We start from the raw sequence: 11,969 nt of genomic DNA on the forward strand, positions 1-11,969 counted from the left end.
GTTTTGAGTTTTAGCTCGCCTCGGCGCTCGCCTTCGTCTGGCGGCGGAAGTGAGTCGATTTGTCTTTTCATTTCAGTATTTTATGTGGGCTGACGCCTGGCCTGGCCGCGATTGGGCGCGGTGTGGAATTTATATATTTGTTGGAAATAAAAAACTAATTTTATATATCTTTACTTGCGTGATGAGTCCGGCATAGAGTGGTTGCATGCCAAGGCGGCGAGCGGTGCCGCGCGAGAGGAGGTGGCTGATGAATGCCCTGCTGATAGGCGCGGACAGCCTGGGAAACATTCCGGCGGTTCTGCAAAGCTACAACATCCGGATTTCCCGCCACATCTGCGGGCGCAATGTCGCGCACCAGCGCAAGGCGCCGCTGCCGGGCAAGCCGGATCTGCTGATTCTGCTCACCGATTTCCTGGGACACAATGTGATGCGCAATTACCGCGACAGCGCCAATGCGCAAGGCATTCCCGTGGTGGCCTGCCGTCGTTCCGCCACCGCGGTGGAACTGCGCCTGCAACACGAGGGCTGGAGGAAGCTGTCATGATTTTTTCAGGCAATGAAAACTGGTTGAACGGCTTGGCGCGCGTCGAAGGCTCGGCGCTGCCGCAGGACGATGACACGGTGGCCGTGGAGTGGGTCCGGCTGGCACCGCAGAGCTTGCCGCCGGCGGCGGCGCAGGCCTCGCCGCCGGCTTGATCCGTCCGCGCGGTGTCTACTCGCGGTGGTAGGGGTGGTTGTTGAGGATGGAATAGGCGCGATAGATCTGTTCGGCCAGCATCACCCGCACCATGCCATGCGGCAGCGTCATCGCCGACAGCTGCAGCAGCACGTCGGCGCGCTGCTTCAATTCCGCCGCCAGGCCGTCGGCGCCGCCGATGATGAAGACCACGTCATCTCCGCCGGCCATCCATTCCTTCAGGCCTTCGGCCAGGCGCACCGAAGTCCAGTTCTTGCCGCGTTCGTCCATCACCACCAGTCGCGCGCGCGGCGGGATGGCGGCGAGCAGCCGCTCGTGCTCGGCGGCAATGCCTTTTTCGGCGGTGACGCCGCCGCCGCGCTTCTCCGGCTTGATTTCCTTCAGTTCCAGCGTGATGTCGCGGCCGAAGCGCTTGGCGTAATCGCCGTAGGCTTCGTCCACCCAGCGCGGCATCTTGGTGCCGACGGCGAGAATGGTGATTTTCATGAGTGTCAGGGCCAGTAAAAACACAAACGGGGACCAGGGTCCCCGTTGATTGCGGCTAGCGCTCGGTCTTGAGTCAGACCGCGGACCACGGGCGGCCGCCCGGCGGCAGGAAGCTGGGCTTCTGGCCGCCCCACAGCGCTTCGATGTCGTAGTAGTCGCGCACCGCCGGCAGCATCACGTGCACCACCACGTCGCCGGCATCCACCAGCACCCATTCGCCGCTCTCGTGGCCTTCGCTGCCGACGATGTCGACGCCGGCTTCCTTCAGCTTGACGTGCACGCTGTTGGCCAGCGCCTTGACTTGGCGGTTGGAGTCGCCGGTGGCGACGATCATGCGTTGGAACAACTGGGTCAGATTGCTGGTGTCCAGTTCAACGATGTCCTTGCCCTTGACGTCTTCCAGGGCCTCGATCGCCAGCTTGGCAATATCTTGCACTTCCATAATGTCCTTTTCCTGTGCGGCTGTCCGCGCCGACCGTGGCCGACGGCGAAGCTGTCGCGGAATGGCGGGCGGGGCCGGCGCGCGCGGCGCGTCCGGCAGGCCTGCCGTATTGCTTGCGTGAATGGTTGCCGGCCGCCTTGGGCGGCCTGGCGGAAAATGGCCGGACACGGCGGCTATATTGTCCGGTATAGCCGGTGTTGGCGGATATAGGCCAGCACCGCGGGGGGCAGCACGTCATCCACCGCGTCGCCGCGCGCCAGGCGCAGGCGGATGTCGGTGGCCGCGATGTCTACCGGCGGCAAGGCCAAGGGGCGGATTGTACCGGATGCGGTTCGATTTGAAAAATCAGAGACTTGCCGGGAGCGCCACAAGGGCTGTATCGGCGCCGGCAACGCCGCCGGGTCGAAGCCGGGGCGCAGCGCCACGGCCAGGTTGGCGAAATGCAACAGTTCGTCCCAGCGCTTCCAGGTGTGCAGCGTGGCCAGCGAGTCGCCGCCGATCAGAAACCACAGTTCGGCATCGGGGCCCGACTCGGCGCGCAGCTCCGCCAGGGTGTCTATGGTGTAGGCGGCGCCGGGGCGGCGCACTTCGCGAGCGTCCACCGCCAGTCGCGGGTAATCGTCCACCGCCAGCTCGGCCATGGCGAGGCGCTGCGCCGGCGTGGCGTGCGGGCCATGGCTGCGGTGATAGGGCCGGCCGGCCGGGACCAGCCTGACCTCGTCCAGCGCCAGTTCCGCGGCGAAGGCCGCGGCCATGCGCAGATGGGCGTTGTGGATGGGGTCGAAGGTGCCGCCGAACAGGCCCAGCCGCACCGGCTTACTCCTGCGCGTCGTCGTTCAGGTAGCCGTCGACGATGACTTCCAGCCGGCCGGTGGACGGGTGGATCACCATGCCGTGCACCGGCACGTCCTTGGGCATCAGCGGATGGTTGCGGATGGTGTGCACGGTGTGGCGCACGCTGTCGGACACGTTGTCGAAGCCCTTCAGCCAGCCGTCCAGGTCGATGCCGGCCGCGCGCAGCGTGGCGATGGTGTCTTCCGACACGCCGCGTTCCATCGCATGGTCCAGCACGCGCTGCGGATCGACCGCGCGCATGCCGCAGTCGCGGTGGGCGACCACGCAGATTTCGTCGGCGCGCAATTCGTACACCGCCATGATCAGGCTGCGCATCACCGAGCCCCAGGGGTGGGTGATCAGCGCGCCGGCGTTCTTGATCAGCTTGGCGTCGCCGTTCTTCAGGCCCATGGCCTTGGGCAGCAGTTCCACCAGGCGCGCGTCCATACAGGCCAGCACGGCCAGGCCTTTGCCTGGAAACTTGTCGGTCTTGAATTGCTCGTATTCGCGGTTTTCCACGAAGTGGCGATTGTGTTCAAGCAGAGCGCTTAATCTATCCATGATGGCAATCTCCTACAGAGAGTCGGTTCATGAGCGTTCTGGCGCGGTACAAAATGATCATGGACAGACTCTGACGATTGGTTTGGTCGCTTAGAGAAAATACTCGGTTGCGGGCGCATCCTACCACTGTTGTTCCGGCCGGTCTTGTATTTTCGCAAGCGTGGAATTGCCCTGCTTATGGCAGGGAATTGCAATGAACGTCAGACAATGGCGGCGAATGGGCGCTGGCTTGCCGCATCGAGCGGGCTACGTTCACCAACGCGACAGATGGTCCTCGGTCACGCCCAGCAAATCGCGCACCAAGTGAACGGCGCCGCTGTCCGGGTCGCGGATCTGGCCGTTGAAGCGGCCGATGGGCTGTACATAGCGGCTGGCGGCGATCAGCAGGTTCTTGTCCTCGCGGCGCGCGCCTTCCGGGGTGAAGTCCAGTTCCAGCAGGCCGTTGTCGCTCTGCATGCGCCAGCCTTGCAAAGGGTCCTCCGGCTGGTAGTCGAAGCTGACCGGTCCCAGCCGGATCAGCTTGCCATGCAACCAGGCGGCGTTCTCGGTGTCGCCCATATAGCCTTGTTGCAGATTGAAGCCCAGTTCCAGCGCGTGCGCGCTGGCCCAGCGCCAGCGGGTTTCCCGCGCCAGCAGGCCGTTGGAGTAGTCGAGCGCCGCCACCGCGCCGTCCAGCGAGTAGCGTTGGTCCTGGCAATCGGCGAAGCCGCTGATCCTGAGCCCGCCGCTCTTGTGAGTGGAGTGGGCCAGCCAGTTGGCCGGCGCGATCACCGCCAGCACCGGCGGCATCTCCGTCAATTGAATGTGCGCGGCCACTTTGAGCTGCGGCGCGTCCACCGCCAGTTCCAGGCGCTCGCCGTTGCGGCGGAAACTCAGCCGGCAGCGGCCGGCGTGGAAGGAGGCGTCGCCGAAGGCGCGGTCTTCCACCTGGGTGGACAGGCCGGGCAGGCCGTTGGCGCTGACGGCGGCGATGACCTCGCCACGCTTGCGATCGAACAGGTAGGCGAAGGCGGTGCCGGTCCAGCCCACATCGACGATGGCGACGCCGATGAAGAAGGCCGGATGGGCGATGGCCGCGTACTGCCAGCGCTTGTGGTGCAGTTTGCGCGTCAGGCGCTGGTAGGGAGTGGCTTTCAGCGCGCGCCAGTCCAGCCGGTCGATGATGCCCTGATACATGCCGAAGGCGGGAATGCCGCGTTCGTGCACCAGTTGCCTGGGAGCGGAGGGGAGGGCGGGCGATGCCGCGGCGCTGACGGGCCGGGCTGGAGCCGCAGCTTGAAATAGGTTCATGGCCTTGAGTCTACAACAGTTTTTCCGGTGGCGAGGGTGACTGATAGGCCATGTGGCGACATGGAAACACTGTGGCGATACGGTGACAGTTAGTTGATTTACATTATATTATAAAACATAATGTTCGCAGCGCCGCAGTCGCGGCGGGGGAATGAATATGGATTTGAATCTGCTGCGCGCCAATGCCGGCCGCGCCGCCTTGCTGCTGAAGGGCCTGGCCAACGAGGACCGGCTGCTGCTGCTGTGCCAGCTGGTGGATGGGGAAAAATCGGTGTCGGAACTGGAGCGCCTGACCGGCATTCACCAGCCAACGCTGTCCCAGCAACTGGGCGTGCTGCGCAATGAGGGCCTGGTGACAACGCGGCGCGATGGCAAGTGGGTGTATTACAGCGTGGCCAGCCAGGACGCGCTGGCGCTGCTGAACGCCTTGCACGCCTTGTTCTGCGCGGACGGTTCGGTGGGAGAGGCGCAATGATCTTGGACTGGCAGGCGTTCACGCCGTGGCAGGCGCTGTTGGGCGGCGCGCTGATCGGCTTGGCGGCGGCGTGGCTGGCCTTGTTGCATGGCCGCGTCGCCGGCATCAGCGGAATGGTGTCCGGCCTGCTGGAGCGGCGGACGGATTGGCGCGCCCGATTGGCCTTTGTGCTGGGCTTGATGGCGGCGCCGGTCTTGTGGCGGCTCGCGGTTGGCGGCTTGCCGGTCAGCCTGGTCGAGGCCGGCGGCGGCCGCTTGCTGCTTGCCGGCATTTTGGTGGGCGTCGGCACGCGTCTGGCGTCCGGTTGCACCAGCGGCCATGGCGTTTGCGGCTTGGCGCGGCTGTCGCCGCGTTCGCTGGCGGCGACGATGGCCTTCATGTGCGCCGGTTTCGTCACGGTGGCCATGTTTAGGCATTGGGGGGCGTGAGATGGCCGCGGAGTGGAAGCGTTTATCGTCGATGGCGGGCGCCGGACTGTTGTTCGGCCTGGGCCTGTTGTTGTCCGGCATGGCCAATCCGGCCAAGGTGCTGGCTTTTCTGGATCTGGGCGGCGCTTGGGACCCCAGCCTGGCGCTGGTGATGGTCGGCGCGATCGCCGCGGCCTGGCCGGCCTTCCGTCTGGCCGAGCGCCGCCCGCGCGGGCTCTTGGGCGAGCCGGCGCAGTGGCCGGCCAAGACGCCGCTGACGCGACGGCTGATAGGCGGCAGCCTGCTGTTCGGCACCGGCTGGGGCCTGGCCGGCATCTGCCCTGGGCCGGCCTTGCTGCTGGGGGGCATGCTGTCGCCCCAAGGCGGCTTGTTCCTGTTGGCGATGGCGGCCGGCATGGGGCTGGCCGGGCGCTTGGAACAGCGCGGGTGAAGCGCTGCTTACCGGCCTGGCTGAGCGGCTATCGGCGTGAATACTTGGCCGGCGATCTGAGCGCCGGCCTGGTGGTGACCTTGTTGCTGGCGCCGCAGGGTCTGGCTTACGCCTTGGTGGCCGGACTGCCGGCCGAGGCCGGTTTGTACGCCAGCATCGCCCCCTTGCTGATCTACGCGCTGGCGGGGCGCAGCCACGCGCAGTCGGTGGGGCCGATGGCGATGACCTCCTTATTGGTGGCGGCGACGCTGGCGCGGCTGGCCGAGCCGGGCTCCGGCGATTATCTGGCGCTGGCCATCGGCCTGGCGCTGATGTCGGGTCTGATGCTGGCGGTGCTGGGCCTGTTGCGCTTGGGTTTCATCGCCGATCTGCTGTCCGAGCCGGTGCTGGCTGCCTTCACCTCGGCGTCGGCCTTGCTGATCGTGCTGTCGCAATTGGGGCCCTTGCTGGGCGTGTCGTCCGGCGGCGCTGCACTGCCGCAACTGCTGTCCGGCCTGTGGCGGGCTGTCGATGACATCAACCGTGTCGCTCTGCCGTTCGGCGCATCGGCGCTGGCTTTATTGCTGTTGGCGCGCTGGCGCGGGGACGCCTGTTTGCGCCGCTGCGGCCTGACGGCTGCGGCGCGGCAGCTGTGGTTGCGGCTGGCGCCCTTGCTGGCGGTGCTGGTGGGCATGGCGCTGGTGGCAGGCCTGGATCTGAGCGCGGCGCTGCCGGTGGTGGGCGCGGTGCCGTCGGGTTTGCCGGCGCCGGCCTGGCCGGCTCTGAGCCTGGCGCAGTGGTCGCAGTTGGCCTTGCCGGCTTTTTTCATCGCCTTGGTCAATTATGTGCAGAGCCTGGCGGTGGTGCAGACGCTGGCGCAGCGGCGCGGCGAGGAGGTGGACCCGGACCGGGAGCTGTTGGCGCTGGGCCTGTGCAATATCGGCGCCGGCTTGTCCGGCGGTTTCCCGGTCACCGGCGGGCTGACCCGTTCCCTGGTCAATGCCGAGGCCGGCGCCCAGACTCAGCTGGCCTCGGTGATCGCCGCGCTGGGCCTGCTGCTGCTGGCCGGCTTTGCCGCCGCCTGGCTGGCCTTGCTGCCCTTGCCGGTGTTGGCGGCGATGATCATCGCCTCGGTGGCGGGCATGATACGTTTCGACAGCCTGCGCCTGGCCTGGCGCACTGACCGCGCCGACGCGGCGGCGTTCGCGCTGACCTTCGCGCTGGTGTTGTGGCTGGGGGTGGATTCCGGCATCGTCGCCGGCGTGCTGACCTCGCTGGCCGCCATGTTGTGGCGCAGCAGCCGGCCGCATATCGCTGAACTGGGGCGGCTGCCGGGCCGCCATCACTTCCGCAACCGCTTGCGCTTCCCGGTGGAGCATCTGCCCGGCGCGCTGTTTCTGCGCGTGGACGAAAGCCTGTTTTTCGGCAATGCCCGCCAGGTGCGCGGCGAGGTGCTGGCGCGGCTGGCCGCGCGGCCGGATGCGTCCAGATTGCTGCTGATCATGAGCGCGGTCAACCGTATCGATACCAGCGCCTTGCTGATGTTGGCGCGTCTGGACGCGGAACTGGCGGCGCGCGGCGTGACGCTGCATCTGGCCGAAATCAAGGGGCCGGTGGCGCAGCGGATGGAGGGCGGCGGCTTGCTGGCCGGTTTCAGCGGCCGCGTGCACTTGAGCGCGCAGGCGGCGTGGGAGGCGCTGGCCGCCTAGAGCCTGTTTACGATCCGCTGCACTGTGCCAGACGCCGCACGGTGAGTGCCCCATCGAAATGCTCAGATGCCATGTACGCATTCCGCTTTATCTGCGGTTGTCGCCTTGCCTCGCACTTGCGCGCGAGATTCTACGCCGGCCCTTGCCTCAATACTCTTTGACAGTTGATGTTGCGCCGCCTCATGCAACTTGTGGGCGAACCTGGCTATCATAGCCGGATGAGCAAACAGACCCTGCTGGCCGGCGTGCTGGCGCTGACCCTGCTGCACCCTCCCGTCTCTTATGCCGATCTGCCCGACCTGGGCGAGGTGTCCGACGCCTCGCTGACGCTGGCGGACGAGAACCGCATCGGCCGCCAGGCCTGGCGCGCGATGCTGGAGGCCGGCGACATCGTCGACGATCAGGAAGTCAACGACTACCTCAACGATATCGGCGGCCGGCTGTCCAGCGGCGTCAAGCTGCCCGGCGTCGGCTTCACCTATTTCTGCGTCAACGACAGCGGGATCAACGCCTTCGCGATGCCCGGCGGCTATATCGGCATCAATATCGGCCTGCTGCTGGCGACCCAGAGCGAGGGCGAGCTCGCCTCGGTGCTGGGGCATGAAACCGCCCACGTCGCGCAGCGCCACATCGCGCGGATGAAGGCGGCCAGCAGCGCCACCAGTCCCTTGCTATTGCTGGGCACCATCATCGCCGCCGCGCTGGCGGCCAAGGCCGGCAGCGGCCAGGGCGCGATGGGGGTGGTGTCCGCCGGCATGGGCTTGTCGATTTCCAATCAATTGGCGTTTTCACGCGATTTCGAGCGCGAGGCCGACCGTGTCGGCATGCAGTACATGAGCCAGGCCGGTTTCGATGTGCGCAGCATGCCGGCCTTCTTTCAGCGGCTGCAGCAGAACGAACGTTACAGCGACAACGCGGCGCTGGCTTTCCTGCGCACCCACCCGGTGACGGTGGAGCGGATCAGCGAGGCCGAGAACCGGGCGCTGGACTACCCGGTGAAGATGCGCGCCGACAGTAGCGACTATCTATTGGTGCGCGAGAAGCTGCGCGCCTCGGTGATGACGCCGGACGAAGGCTTGCGTTTTTACGAAGCCGCGCTCGATCGCGGCCTGTATCTGAACGAGGGCGCGCAATGGTATGGCCTGGCCCAGGTCAAGCTGCGCCAGCGCGATATCGCCGGCGCGCGCCAGGCCTTGGCCAAGGCGCGGAACAAGCTGCCGGATCATCCCATGCTGCATGGTCTGGAGGTGGCGATAGAACGCGAGCGCAAGGACTGGCCCGCCGCCCGCAAGGCGGTGCGCGCCGGGCTTGACCGTTTCCCGCGGAGCCAGTCGCTGCAGTTGCTGGACATCGATATCGCCATCGCCAGCGGCGACAATCAGGGCGCGCTGAGCCTGATCAAGAGCCGTTTGAGCCAGCGGCCGGATGATCCGGCGCTATACCGGCGCCAGGCCGGGCTGTACGTGGACCGCGACCCGTTGCGCTATCACGCGGCCCTGGGCAATGCCTTCTATTATGAACAGCGCTATCAGCCGGCGATGGAGCAGTTCCAGCTGGCCAGCAAGGCCAAGGGCGACGACTTCTATCTGCGCTCTTCAATCGAAGCGCGCATCCGCGAGCTGGACCGACGGGTGCGGGAAGAGAAGAAGAAGTAGGCGCGCAACTGAAACAAATGTTTCAATTTGCGACAGTAAATCGCAAAAAAACAACATGGTGCGGCGCAATAATCGATGTTTTCCACCCGGAAACAAGCGTTAGTACGCTTGACCTATTCCTTTGTGAAAGCGGGAAGACGTACACTTGCTCAAGATACGACGCTCTTTTCGAAAATGAACATTTTTATTTGCGATTGCGTTCGTTTATAATCTGAAGCTAATAAATAGGTTCGAATTCGAGCCGATTGCAATAACGCGGGGCCGCGCAGTGCTACATACGGCCCCCGATCCACCTTGCTGTGAGGACCAGAGATGGCTGCAACTTTCCCTGACGATATCGATCCGTTGGAAACCCAGGAATGGACTGAAGCGCTGGAGTCGGTGCTGGACGCCGAAGGCCCGGAGCGCGCGCATTACCTGCTGGAACAACTGGTTGAGCGCACCCGCCGCCGCGGCGCCCATCTGCCGTTTGACGCCACCACCGCATACCAGAACAGCATTCCGCTCGGCAAAGAAGCGAAGTCGCCGGGCAACCACGAGATGGAGCATCGCATCCGCTCGATCAATCGCTGGAACGCCGCCGCCTTGGTGCTGCGCGCCGGCAAGAAGGATCTGGAACTGGGCGGCCACATCGCCTCCTTCCAATCCTCCGCCACCCTGTACGACGTCGGTTTCAACCACTTCTGGCGCGCCCAGAACGATCAGCAGGACGGCGATCTGATCTACTTCCAAGGCCACATTTCCCCGGGCGTGTACGCGCGCGCCTTCATGGAAGGCCGCCTGTCCGCCGAACAGCTGGATAGCTTCCGCCAGGAAGTGGACGGCAACGGCCTGTCCTCCTACCCGCACCCGTGGCTGATGAAGGACTTCTGGCAGTTCCCGACCGTGTCGATGGGCCTCGGCCCCTTGATGGCCATTTATCAGGCCCGCTTCCTCAAGTACCTGGAAAGCCGCGGCCTGGCCAAGACCCATGGCCGCAAGGTGTGGTGCTTCTGCGGCGACGGCGAGATGGACGAGCCGGAATCGCTGGGCGCGATCTCCATGGCCGCCCGTGAAGGTCTCGACAACCTGATCTTCGTGATCAACTGCAACCTGCAGCGTCTGGACGGCCCGGTGCGCGGCAACGGCAAGATCATCCAGGAACTGGAAGGCGACTTCCGCGGTTCCGGCTGGAATGTGCTGAAAGTGATCTGGGGCTCGCGTTGGGACCCGCTGCTGGCGATGGACAGCAAGGGCCTGCTGAGAAAGCGCATGGACGAATGCGTGGACGGCGATTACCAGACCTTCAAATCCAAGGACGGCGCTTACGTTCGCGAACACTTCTTCGGCAAATACCCGGAGCTGCGCGAAATGGTCGCCAATATGTCCGACGACGAGATCTGGGCGCTGAACCGCGGCGGCCATGACCCGCACAAGGTGTACGCCGCCTATCACGAGGCGTCCAACAACGCCAACGGCCGTCCGACCGTGATCCTGGCCAAGACCATCAAGGGTTACGGCATGGGCGCGTCCGGCGAAGCCAAGAACATCGCGCACCAGGCCAAGAAAATGGACCTGGATTCGCTGCGCAACTTCCGCGACCGTTTCGGCATTCCGGTTTCCGATGAAGACCTGGCTAACGTGCCGTACTACCTGCCGGCCGAAGACAGTCCGGAAATGAAGTATATGCGCGAGCGCCGCACGGCGCTGGGCGGCTACCTGCCGGCGCGCAAGCCGGTGACCACCGCGCTGCAAGTGCCGGCGCTGTCCGTGTTCGACGCGCAGCTGCAAAGCTCGGGCGACCGCGAGTTCTCCACCACGATGGCCTTCGTCCGCATGCTGGGCACCATCATGAAGGACAAGAACATCGGCCAGCGCGTGGTGCCCATCGTGCCGGACGAGTCCCGCACCTTCGGCATGGAAGGCATGTTCCGCCAGTACGGCATCTGGTCCACCCAGGGTCAGAACTACGTGCCGCAGGATCATGACCAGCTGATGTTCTACAAGGAATCCAAGGACGGTCAGATTCTGCAGGAAGGCATCAACGAGCCGGGCGCGATGGCCGACTGGATCGCCGCGGCGACCAGCTACGCCAACAGCAGCCAGCCGATGATTCCGTTCTACATCTACTACTCGATGTTCGGCTTCCAGCGCATCGGCGACCTGGCCTGGGCCGCCGGCGACATGCGCGCCCGCGGCTTCCTGCTGGGCGGCACCGCCGGCCGCACCACGCTGAACGGCGAGGGCCTGCAGCACGAAGACGGCCACAGCCACATCCAGGCCGGCCTGATCCCGAACTGCATCAGCTACGACCCGACCTTCGCCTACGAACTGGCGGTGATCGTGCAAGACGGCCTGCGCCGCATGTACGCCGAGCAGGAAGACGTCTTCTACTACCTGACCCTGATGAACGAGAACTACGTTCACCCGGCGATGCCGGCGGGCGCGGAAGAGGGCATCCTGAAGGGCATGTACCTGCTGCAGGACGGCGGCGACGCCAAGGTCAAGGTGCAGCTGATGGGCTCCGGCACCATCCTGCGCGAAGTGATGGCCGCGGCCGACTTGCTGAAGGCTGATTTCGGCATAGCCGCCGACATCTGGAGCGTGACCTCCTTCAACCAGCTGCGTCGCGACGGCATGGAAGCCGAGCGCCACAACCTGCTGAACCCGACCGCCGAAGCGCGCGCCTCCTACGTGGCGCAGCAACTGTCCGGCCGTCAAGGTCCGGTGGTGGCCGCGACCGACTACATCCGCAACTACGCCGACCAGATCCGCGAATACGTTCCGGGCCGTTACGTGGTGCTGGGCACCGACGGCTTCGGCCGCTCCGACAGCCGCGCCAACCTGCGCTCCTTCTTCGAGGTGGATCGCTACCACGTGGCGCTGGCGGCGCTGTCCGCGCTGGCGCGCGACGGCAAGATCGAAGCGTCCAAGGTGGCCGAGGCGATCGCCAAGTACGGCATCAAGACCGACAAGCTGCCTAGCTGGAAAGTGTGATCGCAAA

General features: G+C 65.2%; 13 protein-coding genes. 8 read left to right on the forward strand and 5 right to left on the reverse strand.

Features of this window, described 5'->3' with window-relative positions; genetic code table 11:
* Positions 1 to 247 precede the first annotated feature (247 nt).
* On the forward strand, positions 248 to 544 hold the full coding sequence (locus VI26_RS01300; protein ID WP_048407945.1) for a DUF2325 domain-containing protein: 297 nt from the start codon (positions 248 to 250) through the stop codon (positions 542 to 544).
* Positions 541 to 696, forward strand: coding sequence for a hypothetical protein (locus tag VI26_RS24190; protein ID WP_156183693.1), 156 nt, complete (start codon positions 541 to 543; stop codon positions 694 to 696). The genes VI26_RS01300 and VI26_RS24190 overlap by 4 nt, the downstream gene beginning before the upstream one ends.
* 16 nt (positions 697 to 712) lie before the next feature.
* Here the strand turns inward: VI26_RS24190 and rlmH are convergent, their stop codons facing one another.
* The 5 genes from rlmH to VI26_RS01325 form a co-directional block, all read right to left on the reverse strand.
* Positions 713 to 1,183: a 23S rRNA (pseudouridine(1915)-N(3))-methyltransferase RlmH gene (rlmH, locus tag VI26_RS01305; RefSeq protein ID WP_048407946.1), complete on the reverse strand. Its 471-nt coding sequence runs from the start codon at positions 1,181 to 1,183 to the stop codon at positions 713 to 715.
* 73 nt (positions 1,184 to 1,256) lie between these two features.
* A complete protein-coding gene (gene rsfS / locus VI26_RS01310; RefSeq protein ID WP_048407947.1) occupies positions 1,257 to 1,625 on the reverse strand; it encodes a ribosome silencing factor in 369 nt (122 codons plus the stop codon).
* 173 nt (positions 1,626 to 1,798) lie between these two features.
* Positions 1,799 to 2,437 (reverse strand): nicotinate-nucleotide adenylyltransferase, encoded by a 639-nt coding sequence (gene nadD / locus VI26_RS01315; protein ID WP_048407948.1) that lies wholly within the window; start codon positions 2,435 to 2,437, stop codon positions 1,799 to 1,801.
* A gap of 4 nt (positions 2,438 to 2,441) precedes the next feature.
* Positions 2,442 to 3,020 (reverse strand): carbonic anhydrase, encoded by a 579-nt coding sequence (locus VI26_RS01320; protein WP_048407949.1) that lies wholly within the window; start codon positions 3,018 to 3,020, stop codon positions 2,442 to 2,444.
* Positions 3,021 to 3,272: 252 nt separating this feature from the next.
* Complete coding sequence (locus VI26_RS01325) at positions 3,273 to 4,310, reverse strand: DUF2804 domain-containing protein (RefSeq protein ID WP_048407950.1); 1,038 nt, start codon at positions 4,308 to 4,310, stop codon at positions 3,273 to 3,275.
* A 157-nt stretch (positions 4,311 to 4,467) separates the two neighbouring features.
* On the opposite strand from VI26_RS01325, the gene VI26_RS01330 reads away from it, so the two are divergent.
* From VI26_RS01330 to aceE, 6 genes are all read left to right on the forward strand, one after another.
* Positions 4,468 to 4,785 carry a metalloregulator ArsR/SmtB family transcription factor gene (locus tag VI26_RS01330; RefSeq protein WP_197081340.1) on the forward strand — a complete coding sequence of 106 codons (318 nt, stop codon included), beginning with the start codon at positions 4,468 to 4,470 and terminating at the stop codon, positions 4,783 to 4,785.
* Complete coding sequence (locus tag VI26_RS01335) at positions 4,782 to 5,213, forward strand: YeeE/YedE family protein (RefSeq protein ID WP_197081341.1); 432 nt, start codon at positions 4,782 to 4,784, stop codon at positions 5,211 to 5,213. Before VI26_RS01330 ends, VI26_RS01335 begins: the two co-directional genes overlap by 4 nt.
* A 1-nt stretch (position 5,214) precedes the next feature.
* Positions 5,215 to 5,643, forward strand: a complete 429-nt coding sequence (locus tag VI26_RS01340; protein ID WP_048407952.1) for a DUF6691 family protein — start codon at positions 5,215 to 5,217, stop codon at positions 5,641 to 5,643.
* Positions 5,640 to 7,331, forward strand: coding sequence for a SulP family inorganic anion transporter (locus tag VI26_RS01345; protein WP_048407953.1), 1,692 nt, complete (start codon positions 5,640 to 5,642; stop codon positions 7,329 to 7,331). The genes VI26_RS01340 and VI26_RS01345 overlap by 4 nt, the downstream gene beginning before the upstream one ends.
* Before the next feature lie 218 nt (positions 7,332 to 7,549).
* A complete protein-coding gene (locus VI26_RS01350; protein ID WP_053074165.1) occupies positions 7,550 to 8,986 on the forward strand; it encodes a M48 family metalloprotease in 1,437 nt (478 codons plus the stop codon).
* Between the two features lie 312 nt (positions 8,987 to 9,298).
* The gene (gene aceE / locus VI26_RS01355; RefSeq protein ID WP_048407954.1) at positions 9,299 to 11,962 is read left to right on the forward strand and encodes a pyruvate dehydrogenase (acetyl-transferring), homodimeric type; all 2,664 of its coding nucleotides are present in this window, start codon (positions 9,299 to 9,301) and stop codon (positions 11,960 to 11,962) included.
* Positions 11,963 to 11,969: the final 7 nt, after the last annotated feature.

Source organism: Chromobacterium sp. LK1 (assembly GCF_001043555.1).
In the GTDB taxonomy this organism is placed as follows: Bacteria; Pseudomonadota; Gammaproteobacteria; order Burkholderiales; family Chromobacteriaceae; genus Chromobacterium; species Chromobacterium aquaticum.